Origin of the sequence: Janibacter sp. Soil728 (assembly GCF_001428305.1) — a bacterium.
Lineage (GTDB): Bacteria > Actinomycetota > Actinomycetes > Actinomycetales > Dermatophilaceae > Janibacter.
The window spans coordinates 182,339-199,261 of the sequence record NZ_LMRZ01000006.1; the positions used below are offsets into that span (position 1 = coordinate 182,339).

The following is a 16,923-nucleotide window of genomic DNA, read 5'->3' on the forward strand; positions in this document are numbered from 1 at the left end:
AGCGCTCCTCATCGACCCGGACGCCGGCACGGGCCGACGGCATGACTGACTTCGCACCCTACCGACCGTCCACGGCAGGAGAAGGGGGTGTCCACGTCGCGTGCGCCACACCCAGATCTGCATTGCCCTAGGGCAATGCAGGGTGCGCGGCAGCCGGGGTCAGACCAGGGGGCCGAAGGGGGCGCCCCGAGCGGTCAGCTCGGCCTCGCCGCCGTCGAGTGCGGTGAGCACCCAGATCCCGTGCTCCGTGAGGGCCACGGAGTGCTCCCAGTGAGCCGCGGGGGCGCCGTCGTCCGTGACGACGGTCCAGTCGTCATCGAGGACGTGGTTGGCCTGGTCGCCGAGCGTCACCATCGGCTCGATGGCCAAGGTGGCGCCGGTCGGGGTCTGCGGGACACGGCCGCGCACCCGGTAGTTGGGGACATTGGGTGGCAGATGCATGTGCTCGCCGATGCCGTGCCCGGTGTAGTCCTCGACGATGCCGTAGGCGACGCCGTCGACTCGACCGTCCGCGCGGATCGAGTCCTCGACCGCACCACCGATGTCGTTGAGGTCCCCTCCGGGGCGCAGGGCAGCAAGCCCCGCCCACAGGGAGCGCCGGGTGACCTCGGACAGGCGGACCGCGGCCGGGTCTCCCGCCTCGTCGCCACCGACGACGAGGGTGACGGCGGAGTCGCCGTTCCACCCCTCGACCTCGGCACCGCAGTCGATGCTCAGCAGGTCACCCTCGCGGAGCACCCGCTCCCCCGGGATCCCGTGGACGATCTCGTCGCCGACGGACGTGCACAGGGTGTGGCTGTACCCGGGGACGAGCTGGAAGTTGGGGATGCCACCCCCGCTTCGGATGAAGTCCTCCGCCAGGGCGTCCAGCTGACCGGTGGTCATGCCGGCCCGCACCTGCGTGCTCAACATGTCCAGGGTGTGACCGACGAGAAGGCCCGCCACGCGCATCGCCCGGAGCTGGTCCGGGGTGCGCGGGCGGACCCGCTCGCGGCCGAAGAATGACACGTGGGTCAGGCGCCCAGCGCGGCGACGATCCGCTCGGCGACCTCGTCGACCTGGCCCTCGCCGTCGACCTTGACGAGCAGCCCGCGCTGGTCGTATGCGGCTGACAGCGGCTGGGTCTCGCGGTGGTAGATGGCCATCCGCTCGCGGATGACCTCCTCGGTGTCGTCCGCGCGGCCCTCGAGCTCGGCTCGCTTGAGCAGCCGCTGCACGACGACCTCGTCGTCGACGACGAGCTCCAGCACCTTGTCGATCGAGTGGTCGCTCTTCGCGAGCATCGCGTCCAGCGCGGTGACCTGAGCGGTCGTGCGCGGGTACCCGTCGAGCAGGAAGCCGGACGTGGCGTCGTCCTCGTCGAGCCGGGACTCGACGATCGCGTTGGTGATGTCGTCGGAGACATACCCGCCGGAGGCGAGGATCTCCTTGACCTGGAGCCCGAGCTCGGTCTCGTTCTTGATGTTCGCGCGGAAGATGTCACCGGTCGACACAGCGGGAATGCCGTAGTGCTCGGCGATCCGAGTGGCCTGGGTGCCCTTGCCGGCCCCGGGGGGGCCCAAGATGATGAGACGCATCAGCGGAGGAATCCTTCGTAGTGGCGTTGCTGGAGCTGGGACTCGATCTGCTTCACCGTCTCCAGACCGACGCCCACCATGATGAGGATAGACGCACCGCCGAACGGGAAGTCCCGGTTGGCCCCGATCCACACGAATGCGATGAGCGGGATCAACGAGATCAGAGCGAGGTAGATGGCTCCCGGCACGGTGATGCGGGTGAGCACGTACTGGAGGTACTCGGCCGTGGGTCGCCCGGCGCGGATACCGGGGATGAATCCCCCGTACTTCTTCATGTTGTCAGCGACCTCCGTGGGGTTGAAGGTGATCGAGACGTAGAAGAAGGTGAAGAACAGGATCATGATGGTGAAGACCGCCATGTAGATGGGGTGGTCACCTCGCACCAGGTAGGTGTTGATCCAGTCGACCCAGGCCGGGTTGTTGCCCGAGGGGTCGGACTGGAACTGCGCCAGCATCTGCGGCAGGGCAAGCATCGAGCTGGCGAAGATGATCGGGATCACGTTGGCCATGTTGACCTTGATCGGGATGTACGTGGACGTCCCGCCGTACATCTGACGACCGACCATCTTCTTGGCGTACTGCACCGGCACTCGTCGCTGGCTCTGCTCGACGAAGACGACGGCCGCGATGATGAGGAATCCGATCGCGATGACCAGGAAGAAGAGGTCCCAGCGGCCGTCGCGCTGCTGGATGGCCCACAGCGAGCCGGGGAAGGTCGCGGTGATCGAGGTGAAGATCAGCAGGGACATGCCGTTGCCGACACCCTTGTCCGTGACCAGCTCACCGAGCCACATGATCAGGCCGGTGCCGGCCGTCATCGTCAGGACCATCAAGACGATGGAGAACATCGACTCGCGGTAGAGGATCGGCCCGCAGTCGGCGTTGTTGAACAGCGCCGCGGGGTTGCGCGCGAAGGTGATGAAGGTGGCGGACTGGAGGACGGCCAGGGCGATCGTCAGATAGCGCGTGTACTGCGTCATCTTGGCCTGACCGGTCTGCCCCTCCTTCTTCAGCGCCTCGAAGCGAGGGATCACGACCGTGAGGAGCTGCACGATGATGCTCGCCGTGATGTACGGCATGATGCCCAGCGCGAAGATCGACAGCTGGAGCAGCGCGCCACCACTGAAGAGGTTGGCCATGCCCAGGAAGTTGTTGCCGCCGTCCTGTCTGGCACCGGCGATACAGGCCTGCACCGCCGTGTAGTTCACATTCGGTGTCGGCACGTGAGAGCCGAGACGGAAGAGCACGATGATGCCCAACGTGAAGAGCAGCTTGCGCCGCAGATCGGGCGTCTTGAACGCCCGGGTGAAGACGGTCAGCACGTGGGTTCCTCCAGGACGGTGCCGGGGTGCAGATGTGAGCTGCTGGCAGGGGCCGCCTGCTGGCGGCACAACCTGATTGACGATACCTGCCGCGACGCCATCGTCGCGACGCGACCCGCATCCCCTTCAGGATGACGAGTCCTCAGACGCCTCGAGGCCGCCCCGTGAACGGGACGGCCTCGAGGCAGTGTGACCAAAGGGTCAGCGAGCAGAGATGCTGCCGCCGGCCGCTTCGACCTTGTCCTTGGCGCTCGCGGAGAAGGCATCGACCGTGAGGTCCACCTTGACCGTGATCTCGCCGGAACCGAGCACCTTGACCAGGTGGCCGTCGCGGACGGCTCCCTTGGCCACGAGCTCCTCGACGCCCACGGCGCCACCCTCGGGGAAGAGGGAGGCGATGCGGTCGAGGTTCACGACCTGGTACTCGGTCTTGAACGGGTTCTTGAAGCCGCGGAGCTTGGGCAGACGCATGTGCAGCGGCGTCTGACCACCCTCGAAGCGCTCAGGCACCTGGTAACGGGCCTTGGTGCCCTTGGTACCGCGACCGGCAGTCTTGCCCTTGGAACCCTCACCGCGACCCACACGGGTCTTCGCGGTCTTGGCACCCGGGGCGGGACGCAGGTGGTGCACCTTGAGAGCGTGGGTGTGCTCCTCGTTGGTGTTGGCCTTGGAGTCAGCCATGATCAGTCAACCTCCTCGACGGTCACCAGGTGGCGAACCGTCTGGACCATGCCACGGATCTCCGGGCGGTCCTCCTTGACGACGACGTCGCCGATGCGCTTCAGACCGAGGCTGCGCAGCGTGTCCCGCTGGTTCTGCTTGCCGCCGATCTCGGAACGGGTCTGGATCACCTTGAGTCGAGCCATCATGCACCCGCCTTTGCCTTCTCGGCGGCCTCTGCGCGACCAGCAGCCTGGGCGCGCAGCATGGCTGCCGGGGCGACCTGGTCCAGGGGCAGACCGCGGCGAGCCGCAACCTGCTCCGGACGCTCGAGACCCTGAAGGGCCGCGACTGCCGCGTGGACGATGTTGATCGCGTTGTCCGAGCCGAGGCTCTTGGACAGCACGTCGTGGATGCCAGCAGCCTCCAGGACGGCGCGCACCGGACCACCGGCAATGACACCGGTACCCGGCGAGGCCGGACGGAGCATGACGACGCCGGCGGCGGCCTCACCCTGGATGGGGTGCGGGATGGTGCCCTGGATGCGGGGGACGGTGAAGAAGTTCTTCTTCGCCTCCTCGACACCCTTGGCGATCGCCGCGGGCACCTCCTTGGCCTTGCCGTAACCGACACCCACGGTGCCGTCACCGTCACCGACGACGACCAGGGCGGTGAAGCTGAAGCGACGACCACCCTTGACGACCTTGGAGACACGGTTGATGGTCACGACGCGCTCGATGAACTGGCTCTCGTTGCGGTCGCGGCCACCGCCACGGTTGTCACGACCACCGCGGTTGTCACCGCTCTTGTTGCTGGAGCGCTCGTTGGTGCCTGCGGCACCGGCTGCGCCTCGACGCTGGGGTCCGGGCATCAGATGTTCCTCTTCTCGATGTTCTGGGCCTGCATCACAGGGTCAGGCCCCCTTCACGAGCGCCGTCCGCAATGGCAGCGACGCGACCGTGGTAGCGGTTGCCACCGCGGTCGAAGACGACGGCCTCGACGCCAGTGGCCTTGGCGCGCTCAGCGATGAGCTCACCGACCTTCTTGGCCCGAGCGGTCTTGTCACCGTCGAGGGCACGCACATCGACCTCCATGGTCGACGCGGACGCAACGGTCTTGCCGACCGTGTCGTCGACGACCTGGACGAAGACGTGGCGGCTGCTGCGGCTGACGACCAGACGGGGCCGCACCGCGGTCCCGCTGACCTTCTTGCGAAGACGCAGGTGGCGACGACCGCGCGCTGCGCTCTTGCCCTTGGCACGCTTGATGATCTTGGCCATGGCTTACTTACCAGCCTTTCCGACCTTGCGACGGATCTGCTCGCCCTCGTACCGGACACCCTTGCCCTTGTACGGGTCGGGCCGGCGGAGCTTGCGGATGTTGGCAGCCGTCTCGCCGACGAGCTGCTTGTCGATCCCCGCCACGCTCAGGCGCGTCGGGTTCTCGACATTGAAGCTGATCCCCTCAGGGGCCTCGATCACGATCGGGTGGCTGTACCCGAGAGCGAACTCCAGGGAGCCGCCCTTGTTCTGCACCCGGTAACCGGTGCCGTGGATCTCGAGCTTCTTCTCGTAGCCCTCGGTGACACCGACGACCATGTTGTTGATGAGGCTGCGGGTCAGCCCGTGCAGCGACCGCGACTCGCGCGCGTCGTTGGGGCGGGAGACCTCAACGCCGCTCTCGGTCTTGGCGACCGTGATCGGCTCGGTCACGATGACCTGCAGCTCGCCCTTGGGACCCTTGACCTTGACGGTCTGGCCCTCGATGGCGATGTCGACACCGCTGGGGATGGCGACCGGGAGTCGTCCAATACGCGACATGTCTGCTTCCCCTTACCAGACGTAGGCGAGGACTTCCCCACCCACACCCTTGGTTGCGGCCTGCCGGTCGGTCAGGAGGCCAGAGGACGTGGAGATGATCGCCACGCCGAGGCCGCCGAGAACCTTCGGAAGGTTGGTGGACTTCGCGTACACGCGCAGACCGGGCTTGGACACCCGGCGCACGCCCGCGATGGAACGCTCACGGTTGGGGCCGTACTTGAGGTTGATCGTCAGCGTCTGGCCAACGGTCGCCTCAGCGACCTCCCACCCCGCGATGAAACCCTCCGCCTGGAGGATGTCCGCGATGTGCGACTTGAGCTTGGAGTACGGCATGGAGACCTCGTCGTGGTGCGCCGAGTTGGCGTTCCGGACGCGGGTCAGCATGTCCGCAATCGGGTCGGTCATGGTCATGGGCTCTGCCTGCCCCTTCTCACCGCGGTTTCCATCAGGACCTTCGGTGTCGTGGTGTTGAAACTTGAGTTCTGCTGCTGCTCGGAGCAGACGAGTCTGCGTGAGCGGGTCGAGCTCGTGCTCCGGGTGCTTACCAGGAGGACTTGGTCACGCCGGGAAGCTCGCCGCGGTGGGCCATCTCGCGAAGGCACACACGGCACAGGCCGAACTTGCGGTAGACCGAGTGGGGCCGGCCGCAACGCTGGCACCGCGTGTAACCGCGGACCTTGAACTTCGGCTTCTTGTTCGCCTTGTTGATCAGGGCGGTCTTCGCCATGTCAGTTCTCCTTGAAGGGGAAGCCCAGCTGCTTCAGCAGCGCGCGGCCCTCGTCGTCATTCTTCGCGGTCGTGACCACGGTGATGTCCATACCTCGGACGCGATCGATCTTGTCCTGGTCGATCTCGTGGAACATCGACTGCTCGTTCAGACCGAAGGTGTAGTTGCCGTTGCCGTCGAACTGCTTCGGGCTCAGGCCGCGGAAGTCGCGGATGCGGGGCAGCGCGACCGACGTGAGCCGGTCGAGGAACTCCCACATGCGCGCATTGCGCAGGGTGACGTGGCAACCGATCGGCATGCCCTCGCGCAGCTTGAACTGAGCGATGGACTTGCGGGCCTTGGTCACCTGCGGCTTCTGACCGGTGATGGCGGTCAGGTCGCGGATGGCGCCCTCGATCAGCTTGCTGTCCTTGGCGGCGTCACCGACGCCCATGTTGACGACGACCTTGACGACGCGGGGAACCTGCATCGCGTTGGCGAAGGCGAACTGCTCCTTGAGAGCAGGAACGATCTCGTCGGCGTACTTGGCCTTGAGGCGCGGGGCCTCGACGGCGGGGGTCTCGATGGTGTCAGTCACTTCAGAGGTCCTTGCCCGAGCGGCCCGCGACGCGGGTGCGGCTCGCCTTGGTGCGACCGTCACGCTCGACGGTCTCGACACGGGTCCGGATACGGGTCGGCTTGTTGTCCTCAGGGTCGACGATGGCCACGTTGCTCACGTGGATCGGCGCCTCGGAGACGACCAGGCCGCCGGCCTGCCCGCCAAAGCCGGCCTTGGTGTGGCGGGTGACCCGCTGGACACCCTCGACCACGACGCGCTGGGTCTCGGTGTTGACCGAGATGACCTTGCCCTGCAGTCCCTTGTCCTTGCCGGACAGGACCTGGACGAGGTCGCCCTTCTTGATCTTGAGCTTAGCCATGGATCAGATCACCTCCGGTGCGAGCGAGACGATCTTCATGAACTTCTTGTCGCGCAGCTCGCGACCGACCGGGCCGAAGATGCGGGTCCCGCGAGGCTCGCCGTCAGCCTTGAGGATGACGGCAGCGTTCTCGTCGAACTTGATGTAGGAACCGTCGTTACGACGACGCTCCTTCTTGGTACGAACGATGACCGCCTTGACGACGTCACCCTTCTTGACATTGCCACCGGGGATGGCGTCCTTGACGGTGGCGACGATCGTGTCGCCAACGCCGGCGTACCGGCGGCCGGAGCCGCCAAGCACACGGATGCACAGGATCTCCTTGGCACCGGTGTTGTCGGCGACGCGCAGTCGCGACTCCTGCTGGATCACTTCTCACTCCTGTCGTCGTGCTGGTTCTCGCTCAGGGCGAGCCTGGCCGAACTGATGTGGTCTACACGGGCGAAGGGGGCGTGTGCCCCCTTCGCTCCGGGGTTGGCCTTACTTGGCCTTTTCGAGGATCTCGACGATGCGCCAGCGCTTGCTGGCAGACAGCGGTCGGGTCTCCATGATGACAACGTGGTCGCCGATACCGGCAGCGTTGTCCTCGTCGTGCGCCTTGACCTTGGAGGTCTTGCGGATGACCTTGCCGTACAGCGCGTGCTTGACGCGGTCCTCGACCTCGACGACAACAGTCTTGTCCATCTTGTCGCTGACGACGTAGCCGCGGCGCGACTTGCGGTCGTTACGGGTGGTCACGGTGTCTTCCTTCACGTTCTCGCTCACTTGGACTCCCCGATCCCGAGCTCGCGCTCGCGCATCTCGGTGTAGATCCGGGCGATGTCCTTGCGGACCGCACGGAGGCGGCCGTGGTTCTCGAGCTGCCCGGTGGCCGACTGGAACCGGAGGTTGAACAGCTCCTCCTTGCCCTTGCGCAGCTCGTCGACCAGACGCTCGTCGGTCAACTCACGCAGCTCGACCGGAGCCAGGTCCTTGGATCCGACTGCCATCAGTTGCCACCACCCTCACGCACGACGAAGCGGCACTTCATCGGCAGCTTGTGCATCGCCAGGCGCATGGCCTCGCGAGCGGTCTCCTCGTCCACGCCGGAGATCTCGAACATGATCCGGCCGGGCTTGACGTTGGCCACCCACCACTCGGGCGAACCCTTACCGGAACCCATACGGGTCTCAGCCGGCTTCTTGGTGAGCGGACGGTCCGGGTAGATGTTGATCCAGACCTTGCCACCACGCTTCATGAAGCGCGTCATGGCGATACGAGCGGCCTCGATCTGGCGGTTGGTGACGTAGGCCGGCGAAAGTGCCTGGAGGCCGTAGTCACCGAAGGCGACGGTCGTGCCGCCCTTGGCCATACCGGAACGCTTGGGGTGGTGCTGCTTACGGTGCTTGACCCGTCGGGGGATCAACATCTCAGGACTCTCCCTCGGTCTTGGCCGGCGCCGAAGCAGCGGGAGCCTCCGCAGCGGGGGCCGCGGCCGAAGCCGGAGCCTCGTTGCGGTCGCCACCACGACGGGCGCGGGCGGGACGGTCGTCGCGGTCGCGACGCGGGCCACCACGGCCGCGGGGAGCTGCGGTCGCCTGCTGGGCCGCGAACTCCTTCTCGGTCATGTCGCCCTTGTAGATCCAGACCTTGACGCCGATGCGACCGAAGGTCGTGCGGGCCTCGTAGAAGCCGTAGTCGATGTTCGCGCGGAGGGTGTGCAGCGGAACGCGACCCTCGCGGTAGAACTCGGACCGGGACATCTCGGCACCACCGAGGCGGCCGGAGCACTGGATCCGGATGCCCTTGGCACCAGCGCGAAGGGAGGACTGCATCCCCTTGCGCATGGCGCGACGGAAGGTGACTCGAGCAGCAAGCTGCTCGGCGATGCCCTGGGCGACCAGCTGAGCCTCGATCTCGGGGTTCTTGACCTCGAGGATGTTCAGCTGCACCTGCTTGCCCGTGAGCTTCTCGAGCTCGCCGCGGATGCGGTCGGCCTCGGCGCCACGGCGACCGATGACGATCCCGGGACGCGCGGTGTGGATGTCCACACGCACGCGGTCACGGGTCCGCTCGATCTCGACGCGAGCGATACCGGCGCGCTCCATGCCCGTGGACATGAGCTTGCGGATCGCGACGTCTTCCTTGACGTAGTCGCGGTAGCGCTGACCCTCCTTGTTGGAGTCGGCGAACCAGCGGCTCTTGTGGTCGGTGGTGATGCCCAGACGGAAGCCGTGCGGGTTGATTTTCTGACCCATCAGCGGGTCCCTCCCTTCGCGGCCTTCTCAGGCTTGCTCGTCACGAGGACGGTGATGTGGCTGGTGCGCTTGTTGATCCGGCCGGCGCGGCCCTGGGCCCGCGGACGGAAACGCTTCATCGTCGGACCCTCGTCGACGAAAGCCGTGGAGATGACGAGGTTGCGCTCGTCAAAGGGCTCCCCGGCCTCATCGGCCTTGACCCGCAGGTTGGCGATGGCGCTGTGCACGACCTTCAGGACCGGCTCAGCCGCCCCCTGGGGCGCGAACTGCAGAGTCGCGATCGCGGTCTGCGTGTCCTTGCCACGGATCATGTTGACGACACGACGCGCCTTCTGGGGCGTGACGCGCAGGTTGCGCGCCGAGGCGCGGGCAGCCAACTGCTCCTGCTCGGTGATCTCGGTTGCAGGCATCAGCGACGACGTCCCTTCTTGTCGTCCTTCACGTGACCGCGGAAGGTGCGGGTCGGTGCGAACTCGCCGAACTTGTGGCCGACCATCGCCTCGGTGACGAACACCGGGACGTGCTTGCGGCCGTCGTGGACGGCGAAGGTGTGGCCGAGCATGTCCGGTGAGACCACCGAACGACGCGACCAGGTCTTGATGACGTTCTTGGTGCCCGCTTCGTTCTGGACGTCGACCTTCTTCTGAAGGTGGTCGTCGATGAAGGGGCCCTTCTTCAAACTACGAGGCATGTCCTAGGCTCCTATCAGCGCTTCTTGCCGGTGCGGCGGCGACGGACGATGAGCTTGTCGCTCGCCTTCCCGGGACGCCGGGTACGACCCTCGGGCTTACCCCAGGGGGAGACGGGGTGACGGCCACCGGAAGTCCGGCCCTCGCCACCACCGTGCGGGTGGTCGACCGGGTTCATGACGACACCACGGACGGTCGGGCGCTTGCCCTTCCAGCGCATGCGGCCGGCCTTGCCCCAGTTGATGTTCGACTGCTCGGCGTTGCCGACCTCGCCGATCGTGGCGCGGCAGCGCACGTCGACGCGACGGACCTCACCGGAGGGCATACGCAGCGTGGCGTGAGGACCCTCCTTGGCGAGCAGCTGGATGCTGGCACCGGCAGAGCGGGCCATCTTGGCGCCACCACCGGGACGAAGCTCCACAGCGTGGATCGTCGTGCCGTTGGGGATGTTGCGCAGCGGCAGGTTGTTGCCCACCTTGATGTCGGCGGACGGGCCGTTCTCGATCACGGTGCCCTGCGCGAGCTTGTTCGGCGCCAGGATGTAGCGCTTCTCGCCGTCTGCGTAGTGCAGCAGCGCGATGCGGGCGGTGCGGTTGGGGTCGTACTCGATGTGAGCGACCTTGGCCGGAACGCCGTCCTTGTCGTGGCGACGGAAGTCGATGACGCGGTAGGCACGCTTGTGGCCACCACCGATGTGACGGGTGGTGATACGACCGGTGGAGTTGCGGCCACCAGACTTGGTCAGCGGGCGGACCAGCGACTTCTCAGGCGTGGAGCGCGTGACCTCGACGAAGTCTGCGACAGAGCTGCCGCGACGACCCGGGGTTGTCGGCTTGTACTTACGGATACCCATTGGTTCTTCCTTGTCCTCTCCGTCAGCCCTGGCCGCCGAAGATGTCGATCGTGCCCTCGCGGAGAGAGACGATCGCGCGCTTCGTGTCCTTGCGCTTACCGGTGCCGAACCGCGTGCGTCGGGTCTTGCCGACACGGTTCATGGTGTGGACGGAGTCGACCTTGACGCCGAAGACCTGCTCGACGGCGATCTTGATCTCCGTCTTGTTGGCCCGCGGGTCGACGATGAAGGTGTACTTACCCTCGTCGAGCAGGCCGTACGACTTCTCGGACACGACGGGACGAATCAGGATGTCGCGCGGGTCCTTGAGCTGGGACGCACTTGAAATGGACTTGTTCACTTGCCCGTCTCCTCAGTGGTCTTGGGCTTGGGCCCGGCGAGGAAAGCCTCGAGAGCCGCCTGGGTGAAGACGATGTCGTCCGAGCACAGCACGTCGTACGTGTTGAGCTGGTCGGCAGCGAGCACGTGCACGTCGGCGAGGTTACGCACCGACTTCCACGCGGAGTCGTTGTCGCGCTCGATCACGATGAGCAGGTTCTTGCGCTCGCTGATCCCACCGAGGACGGTGGCGACGTTCTTGGTCGACGGGGTGTCCCCCTCGACGAGTGCGGTGAGCACGTGGATGCGACCGTTGCGCGCCCGGTCCGACAGGGCACCGCGCAGGGCGGCGGCCTTCATCTTCTTGGGGGTGCGCTGGGCGTAGTCACGCGGCTGCGGGCCGTGGACGACGCCACCGCCGGCGAACTGCGGTGCACGGGTCGAGCCCTGACGAGCGCGGCCGGTGCCCTTCTGGCGGTAAGGCTTGCGCCCACCGCCACGCACCTCGGCGCGGGTCTTGGTCGAGTGCGTACCCTGCCGCGCGGCGGCGAGCTGGGCGACGACGACCTGGTGGATCAACGGGACGTTGACTGCCACGTCGAAGATCTCGGCGGGCAGCTCGACACTGCCGGAGGCAGTGCCCTGAGGGCTGAGGATGTCGATGGTCGGCACGTCAGGCTCCCTTCACCGCGGAGCGGACGAGGACGACGCCGCCGCGGGGGCCGGGAACGGCACCCTTGACGAGCAGAAGGCCCTTGTCAGCATCGACCGCGTGGATCGTGAGGTTCTGGGTGGTCTGGCGCACGCCGCCCATGCGGCCGGCCATGCGCATCCCCTTGAAAACGCGACCCGGGGTGGCGCAGCCACCGATCGAGCCAGGCTTGCGGTGGTTGCGGTGGGCACCGTGGGAGGCGCCCACGCCGTGGAAGCCGTGACGCTTCATGACGCCGGCGAAGCCCTTGCCCTTGGTGGTGCCGGTGACGTCGATCTCCTGTCCGTTCTCGAACAGCTCGACCGTCACCTCCTGGCCCAGGGAGTACTCGGAGGCGTCCGCGGTGCGGAGCTCGACGAGGTGGCGACGCGGGGTGGCACCGGCCTTGGCGAAGTGACCGCCCTTGGGCTGGTTCACCTTGCGGGGGTCGATGGCGCCGTAAGCGATCTGCACGGCGTCGTACCCATCGGTCTCGACATTGCGGACCTGGGTGACGACGCACGGGCCAGCCTGGATGACGGTGACGGGGACGAGGCGGTTCTCCGCGTCCCAGACCTGCGTCATACCGAGCTTTTCGCCGAGAACGCCCTTGACGGTCTTGGTGGCAGTAGTAGTCATCTCGATGCGCCTCAGAGCTTGATCTCGATGTTGACGTCAGCCGGGAGGTCGAGACGCATCAGCGAGTCGACGGCCTTGGGCGTCGGGTCGATGATGTCGATGAGGCGCTTGTGGGTGCGCATCTCGAAGTGCTCGCGGCTGTCCTTGTACTTGTGCGGCGACCGGATGACGCAGAACACGTTCTTCTCCGTAGGCAGCGGCACTGGGCCGACCACCGTCGCGCCGGCACGGGTCACGGTGTCGACGATCTTTCGCGCCGAGTTGTCGATGACCTCATGGTCATACGACTTCAACCGGATGCGGATCTTCTGTCCCGCCATCTGTGTGTCCGTCTCTCTCTCGCCGTCTTGCCTGGTCTGTGTCGAGTGCCTGGTCTCCGACCCACGCGGTCGGGTGTGTCGCACCCGCTCCGCGGCCCGACGACGCGCCATATGGCAGGTCGTCGGTCTGGTCGTCGACCCGGATCGACCGGATCGTGCTGTGGTTCCGATGTGTCGCCCCGCCTGAAGCGGTTCGGTGCGTTGTCATCGGGATGGCGAAAACGCGAGCGACCGGGGCAAAACCGACCGTCGCGTCACCGCTCAACAAGCAACCTGAACAGTGTGCCAGAGGCTGGCGCCCCAGTCCAAATCGGGGGCGGCGGTGCTTGACACGAGGACGAAGGGGGGAGGCTCCCCCCTTCGTCCCTCGGTTGTCGTCAGTCGCGGTCAGCGAGCTCCGCCGTGGACCTGCCCTGGTCCTGCAGCCCCTTGATCCGCAGCGAGCGGGCCTCTTCACGGACCTCGTCCTGGGCCTCGGCGGCAGCATCGGACTTCGTCGTGTCGCGCAGGGGCAGCAGCAGGTCCTCCTCCGCGGCCATGCCGGCCTGCAGCTGGCGGGAGCGCTCGATCTCGGAGTCGACCTCGGCGCCGAGCAGCAGCACGTTGTTGAGGATCCACAGCCACAGGAGGAAGACGATGACGCCGGCGAGCGAGCCGTAGGTCTTGTTGTACGAGCTGAAGTTGGAGACGTAGAAGCCGAAGGCCACCGAGGCGAGGATCGCGACGAGGATCGCGATCGCCGCACCGGGCGTCAGCCAGCGGAACTTCGGCTGGCGCACGTTGGGCGTCGCCCAGTAGAGCAGTCCGACCATGAAGATGACGACGAGCAGGATGACCGGCCACTTGGCGAGGTTCCAGGTCATGACGGCCGCGTCGCCGAGACCGATCGCGTCACCGATGGCACGAGCCAGCTCACCGCTGACGGCGACCGACAGGATGATGGCCGCGGCCAGGACGAGCAGGATCGCGGTGACCACCAGCTGCATCGGGCGCAGCTTGATGAAGCCGCGACCCTCGGGCACCTCGTAGATCTTGTTGAGCGCGCGGCCGAATGCCCCGACGTACCCGGACGCCGACCACAGGGCGCCGGCGAGACCGACGACGAGACCGACACCCGCGGCCGGCGAGTTGACCATCTGGTCCAGCGGGCCCTCCAGCGTCGAGCCGACGCTGCCTGTCCCGAGCTGGTCGAGCACGTCGAGGATCGTCGACTTGGTCCTCTCCGGGTCTCCCACCAGGCCGAGGATGGAGACGAGGGCGAGCAGTGCCGGGAAGATCGACAGGACGGAGAAGTAGGTGAGCGCGGCGGCGAGGTCGGTGCAGCCGTCCGCGCTGAACTCCTTGATCGCCCGCTTGAAGGCGAAGGTCCAGCTGCGCCGCTTGAGCTGACGAAGGGAGGGCTTGACCTCCTCGTCGAGCCCCGCGCGTTCCGGGGCGGCGTCGATCTGCGTGGTGTCGTCGGTGGCCATGCTGCGGGCTCTCCCCCGTGGTCGGCTGCGGCGGTCGTCCACACCCTAGGCCAGCACCCCCCTCGTGCGTGGCGCAAACACGTGGGTACGAGCGGGGGGAACGACGTGGCAGACGGGCAGGTGGTCGCGACCGAGCGACTGACCAAGCAACACTCCGGCGTGACGGCGCTCGACGAGCTTTCCCTCGAGATCAGTCCGGGCATCACCGGCGTGGTGGGCGCGGACGATCTCTGCGGTGGCCTGGACCGGGCCGTCACGCTGCTCGCGATCGGGGTGAATCGCAGCGTCACCGGCTGCCTGCTCCACTGGCTCGCCTGGGAGGCGCTGCTCACCACGGCCCTGAGGCCGGCTCAGTACCTGTCAGCCCGGGCGTACGGCGGGAGCGTCACGCACGCGGCGATGGGGCTGGACGCGCATCCCGCCACGTGGTTCGCGGTGGTTGCTGCGGTGGTCGTGCTCGTTGCTGGTGCGGCGCTTGCCGGGTGGAGGCTGGCGCGGGTGGTGATCTCCGAGGTGCAGCCCAGACGACGAACGGCCCGGAGTCCGTGAGGACTCCGGGCCATTCGACACGTTCGGACTATCAGGCGCAGAGCGCGACCGATGTCGTCCCGAGGACCGGCAGGGTCGCCGAGATGATGGTGTACGCCTGGGTGGCAGAGGACCCATCGATCGTGAAGGTGGCGTCCTGGGCGACGGCGACGTTCGCGAGGTTGCGCGGGAACACCTGAATGGTGACGCTCTGCCCCTCCACGAGGGGCGCGGTCAGGTGGCCGGTGGTCGCGGTGTCGAAGAGGACGCCGACGCTGGCGTTGAGGTCGTTCAGCGGGGTCACGAAGACTCCAGCGAGACCGCCGCGGTCCACCGTGAAGGTCGTGTCCGTCGGGACGGTGCAGCCGCTACCAGCCGGGTTGGTGACGGTGAACGTCAACTGCTGGGCATCCGCCGTCGGCAGCTGGATCACGGGGGGACAGTTCGCCGTCACGACGAGGGTGCCCGGCGCGCACACCGCGATCGGCGAGGCGGCGAGAGCCGGAGCGGCAGCGGCGACGGAGACGGCGGGGACGGCCCAGGCGGCCCCCTTCGCGATGGAGCGGCGGGACGGGCCCGAGGCGGTGAGATCCTTCGTCACGTGACGGTTCTTTCTGCGGACAGGCGCTGCAGACGGTGCGCCGCACTCGGTCGCGACGGCGCGATGACGGGTCCTCCCCGGTGGCGGTCTCCCTGTCGAACCCGCCACGAGCGACCTTAGAGTTTCCTGAACAGACCACGACCAAATGCCTGCAAAAGGACTAGGCGCTCGTGACCATCAGCCGACCCACCCGCGCACGGTGAGCGTCCGCAGCAGACCGTCACGCGTCCCTGTCCCCCGGTGGCCGGCCTTCGCCCGGATGTTGGCGATGTGCACCTTGAGCGTCCGTTCGCTCATCCCGAGCCGCGTCGCCACCTCGGCCCGGGTCCCATCAGCCCACTGCACCAGATACGCCTGCGCCACCTCGCGCTCCCGGCCGGTCAGGGCCCCCACCGGCGCCTCGCACCCCGGCCACGCAACCCGCTGACCGTCCTGCACCTGGCGGACCACGGCCACCAGCTCGCGAGGCGCGTGGAGCAGGGTGACGTACGCCGACGCCCCCGCATCACGCAGCGCCGCCACGCGCGGCACGGGCAGGGTCCCGCCCCAGACGATGGTGGGCAGCTCCCCCCTTCGCCTCGCCTCGAGCACGTGGAGGTCGTCCGCCCCCACCAGCTCTGCCACGAGCAGGCCCTGCGCCGCCGCCGGGTCGTCGACGACCTCGGCCGAGATGCCGTACTCGGCCAGCACCCCGGCCACGGCGTCGGCGTGCAGGCACCACGGTGACCACACGGCGACGGCGGGCGATGAGGGCATGGGAGCATCGTGCCCGATGAGCACCCGCCTGCGTCTGGACCTCGTGCACACCTCCCCGGTGGTGTCCACGGCGCTGCGCCACGCGCTGAGCTCTGGACCACGGCCCGTCCACGTCACGACGAGCGTCCACGCATGGTCGGACTTCCAACGGGAGTGGGACTTCGCCGGTGACGTCGTCGTGCTGGACGCCCTGCTCGACGACCACGTACCGCTCCCCCTCAAGGTGCGCGCCCTCACCCGCTTGGGCTCGCACACAGTCGTCCTCGGGCCGGGCCGGCCCACCCCGTCCGCGCGCCGCTGTGGCGCCGAGGGGGCCGTGGCCTGGATCGAGCCGACGGCCGGCCTCGCCGCCACCGCCGAGGCGATCCGCCAGATCGCGCTGGGCAGCCCACCACCAGACACGCGCATCGAGCCCGCCGACCCTCCACTGGCCCACCTCACCGACCGCGAGCTGCAGGTGCTCGCCCTCTACGTCACCGCCCGCGGCCACACCCCCGCGCACCTGGGGCAGGTGCTCTCCCTTCGCACCGAGACGATCCGCAGCCACCTGGAGCGGGGACGAGCGCGCTACCGGGCCGCGGGGGTCCCGACCAACAACCGCGCTGCGCTGCGCCGCGCGTTGGTCGTCGACGGCTGGGCGCTCGAGCAGCAGGTGTGGATCGACGCGGGGCGGCCCTGAGGACACCCTTCGAGACGCTTGCTGCGCAAGCTCCTCAGGGAGCGTGGAGACGGCGCAAGCTCCTCAGGGAGCGTGGAGACGGCGCTGGCGCGCCTCCTCGGGGAGCGTGGAGACGGCGCA

General features: G+C 67.4%; 29 protein-coding genes. 2 read left to right on the plus strand and 27 right to left on the minus strand.

The window, feature by feature from the left end:
• Positions 1-159: 159 nt before the first annotated feature.
• The 25 genes from map to ASG73_RS14240 form a co-directional block, all read right to left on the minus strand.
• On the minus strand, positions 160-1,008 hold the full coding sequence (map, locus tag ASG73_RS14120; protein WP_082567268.1) for a type I methionyl aminopeptidase: 849 nt from the start codon (positions 1,006-1,008) through the stop codon (positions 160-162).
• A gap of 5 nt (positions 1,009-1,013) precedes the next feature.
• Positions 1,014-1,577 (minus strand): adenylate kinase, encoded by a 564-nt coding sequence (locus ASG73_RS14125; protein ID WP_055996555.1) that lies wholly within the window; start codon positions 1,575-1,577, stop codon positions 1,014-1,016.
• On the minus strand, positions 1,577-2,899 hold the full coding sequence (gene secY, locus ASG73_RS14130; protein WP_055996558.1) for a preprotein translocase subunit SecY: 1,323 nt from the start codon (positions 2,897-2,899) through the stop codon (positions 1,577-1,579). The genes ASG73_RS14125 and secY overlap by 1 nt, the downstream gene beginning before the upstream one ends.
• A 201-nt stretch (positions 2,900-3,100) precedes the next feature.
• Positions 3,101-3,580, minus strand: a complete 480-nt coding sequence (rplO, locus tag ASG73_RS14135) for a 50S ribosomal protein L15 (protein WP_055996561.1) — start codon at positions 3,578-3,580, stop codon at positions 3,101-3,103.
• Positions 3,581-3,582: 2 nt separating this feature from the next.
• A complete protein-coding gene (gene rpmD / locus ASG73_RS14140; RefSeq protein WP_055996564.1) occupies positions 3,583-3,765 on the minus strand; it encodes a 50S ribosomal protein L30 in 183 nt (60 codons plus the stop codon).
• Complete coding sequence (gene rpsE, locus ASG73_RS14145; RefSeq protein ID WP_055996567.1) at positions 3,765-4,430, minus strand: 30S ribosomal protein S5; 666 nt, start codon at positions 4,428-4,430, stop codon at positions 3,765-3,767. The genes rpmD and rpsE overlap by 1 nt, the downstream gene beginning before the upstream one ends.
• A gap of 34 nt (positions 4,431-4,464) precedes the next feature.
• Positions 4,465-4,839 (minus strand): 50S ribosomal protein L18, encoded by a 375-nt coding sequence (gene rplR, locus ASG73_RS14150; RefSeq protein WP_055996570.1) that lies wholly within the window; start codon positions 4,837-4,839, stop codon positions 4,465-4,467.
• 3 nt (positions 4,840-4,842) lie between these two features.
• Positions 4,843-5,379, minus strand: coding sequence for a 50S ribosomal protein L6 (gene rplF / locus ASG73_RS14155; RefSeq protein ID WP_055996573.1), 537 nt, complete (start codon positions 5,377-5,379; stop codon positions 4,843-4,845).
• Between the two features lie 12 nt (positions 5,380-5,391).
• Entirely contained in the window at positions 5,392-5,790 is a 399-nt protein-coding gene (gene rpsH / locus ASG73_RS14160) for a 30S ribosomal protein S8 (protein WP_055996576.1), read from the minus strand.
• A 130-nt stretch (positions 5,791-5,920) separates the two neighbouring features.
• On the minus strand, positions 5,921-6,106 hold the full coding sequence (locus ASG73_RS14165) for a type Z 30S ribosomal protein S14 (RefSeq protein ID WP_007924699.1): 186 nt from the start codon (positions 6,104-6,106) through the stop codon (positions 5,921-5,923).
• A 1-nt stretch (position 6,107) separates the two neighbouring features.
• On the minus strand, positions 6,108-6,683 hold the full coding sequence (gene rplE, locus ASG73_RS14170; RefSeq protein WP_055996579.1) for a 50S ribosomal protein L5: 576 nt from the start codon (positions 6,681-6,683) through the stop codon (positions 6,108-6,110).
• A 1-nt stretch (position 6,684) separates the two neighbouring features.
• Positions 6,685-7,023: a 50S ribosomal protein L24 gene (rplX, locus tag ASG73_RS14175; protein ID WP_055996582.1), complete on the minus strand. Its 339-nt coding sequence runs from the start codon at positions 7,021-7,023 to the stop codon at positions 6,685-6,687.
• Positions 7,024-7,026: 3 nt separating this feature from the next.
• On the minus strand, positions 7,027-7,395 hold the full coding sequence (gene rplN, locus ASG73_RS14180) for a 50S ribosomal protein L14 (RefSeq protein ID WP_055996586.1): 369 nt from the start codon (positions 7,393-7,395) through the stop codon (positions 7,027-7,029).
• 108 nt (positions 7,396-7,503) lie between these two features.
• Positions 7,504-7,788, minus strand: coding sequence for a 30S ribosomal protein S17 (rpsQ, locus tag ASG73_RS14185; RefSeq protein WP_055996589.1), 285 nt, complete (start codon positions 7,786-7,788; stop codon positions 7,504-7,506).
• Positions 7,785-8,012, minus strand: coding sequence for a 50S ribosomal protein L29 (gene rpmC / locus ASG73_RS14190; protein WP_055996592.1), 228 nt, complete (start codon positions 8,010-8,012; stop codon positions 7,785-7,787). The genes rpsQ and rpmC overlap by 4 nt, the downstream gene beginning before the upstream one ends.
• Positions 8,012-8,431 (minus strand): 50S ribosomal protein L16, encoded by a 420-nt coding sequence (gene rplP, locus ASG73_RS14195; RefSeq protein WP_055996595.1) that lies wholly within the window; start codon positions 8,429-8,431, stop codon positions 8,012-8,014. Before rplP ends, rpmC begins: the two co-directional genes overlap by 1 nt.
• Position 8,432: 1 nt before the next feature.
• On the minus strand, positions 8,433-9,260 hold the full coding sequence (gene rpsC / locus ASG73_RS14200) for a 30S ribosomal protein S3 (protein WP_055996598.1): 828 nt from the start codon (positions 9,258-9,260) through the stop codon (positions 8,433-8,435).
• Positions 9,260-9,670 (minus strand): 50S ribosomal protein L22, encoded by a 411-nt coding sequence (gene rplV, locus ASG73_RS14205; RefSeq protein ID WP_082567269.1) that lies wholly within the window; start codon positions 9,668-9,670, stop codon positions 9,260-9,262. The genes rpsC and rplV overlap by 1 nt, the downstream gene beginning before the upstream one ends.
• Positions 9,670-9,951: a 30S ribosomal protein S19 gene (gene rpsS / locus ASG73_RS14210; protein ID WP_055996601.1), complete on the minus strand. Its 282-nt coding sequence runs from the start codon at positions 9,949-9,951 to the stop codon at positions 9,670-9,672. The genes rplV and rpsS overlap by 1 nt, the downstream gene beginning before the upstream one ends.
• A 14-nt stretch (positions 9,952-9,965) precedes the next feature.
• Positions 9,966-10,802, minus strand: coding sequence for a 50S ribosomal protein L2 (gene rplB, locus ASG73_RS14215; protein WP_055996604.1), 837 nt, complete (start codon positions 10,800-10,802; stop codon positions 9,966-9,968).
• Between the two features lie 22 nt (positions 10,803-10,824).
• Positions 10,825-11,130 (minus strand): 50S ribosomal protein L23, encoded by a 306-nt coding sequence (gene rplW, locus ASG73_RS14220; protein WP_055997580.1) that lies wholly within the window; start codon positions 11,128-11,130, stop codon positions 10,825-10,827.
• A gap of 8 nt (positions 11,131-11,138) precedes the next feature.
• Positions 11,139-11,792 carry a 50S ribosomal protein L4 gene (gene rplD, locus ASG73_RS14225; RefSeq protein WP_055996607.1) on the minus strand — a complete coding sequence of 218 codons (654 nt, stop codon included), beginning with the start codon at positions 11,790-11,792 and terminating at the stop codon, positions 11,139-11,141.
• A gap of 1 nt (position 11,793) precedes the next feature.
• On the minus strand, positions 11,794-12,450 hold the full coding sequence (gene rplC / locus ASG73_RS14230) for a 50S ribosomal protein L3 (protein WP_055996610.1): 657 nt from the start codon (positions 12,448-12,450) through the stop codon (positions 11,794-11,796).
• A gap of 11 nt (positions 12,451-12,461) precedes the next feature.
• Positions 12,462-12,770: a 30S ribosomal protein S10 gene (gene rpsJ, locus ASG73_RS14235; protein WP_007924661.1), complete on the minus strand. Its 309-nt coding sequence runs from the start codon at positions 12,768-12,770 to the stop codon at positions 12,462-12,464.
• A 377-nt stretch (positions 12,771-13,147) separates the two neighbouring features.
• Positions 13,148-14,239 carry a YihY/virulence factor BrkB family protein gene (locus ASG73_RS14240; protein WP_055996614.1) on the minus strand — a complete coding sequence of 364 codons (1,092 nt, stop codon included), beginning with the start codon at positions 14,237-14,239 and terminating at the stop codon, positions 13,148-13,150.
• 105 nt (positions 14,240-14,344) lie between these two features.
• Between ASG73_RS14240 and ASG73_RS14245 the strand changes: the two genes are divergently transcribed.
• Positions 14,345-14,788, plus strand: coding sequence for a hypothetical protein (locus tag ASG73_RS14245; RefSeq protein ID WP_055996617.1), 444 nt, complete (start codon positions 14,345-14,347; stop codon positions 14,786-14,788).
• Positions 14,789-14,819: 31 nt separating this feature from the next.
• On the opposite strand, the gene ASG73_RS14250 is transcribed toward ASG73_RS14245, so the two are convergent.
• Both ASG73_RS14250 and ASG73_RS14255 read right to left on the minus strand, forming a co-directional pair.
• Entirely contained in the window at positions 14,820-15,368 is a 549-nt protein-coding gene (locus ASG73_RS14250) for a hypothetical protein (RefSeq protein WP_055996618.1), read from the minus strand.
• Between the two features lie 177 nt (positions 15,369-15,545).
• The gene (locus ASG73_RS14255; RefSeq protein ID WP_055996621.1) at positions 15,546-16,124 is read right to left on the minus strand and encodes a LuxR C-terminal-related transcriptional regulator; all 579 of its coding nucleotides are present in this window, start codon (positions 16,122-16,124) and stop codon (positions 15,546-15,548) included.
• A 16-nt stretch (positions 16,125-16,140) separates the two neighbouring features.
• On the opposite strand from ASG73_RS14255, the gene ASG73_RS14260 reads away from it, so the two are divergent.
• Complete coding sequence (locus ASG73_RS14260; RefSeq protein WP_055996624.1) at positions 16,141-16,803, plus strand: helix-turn-helix transcriptional regulator; 663 nt, start codon at positions 16,141-16,143, stop codon at positions 16,801-16,803.
• Positions 16,804-16,923 lie beyond the last annotated feature (120 nt).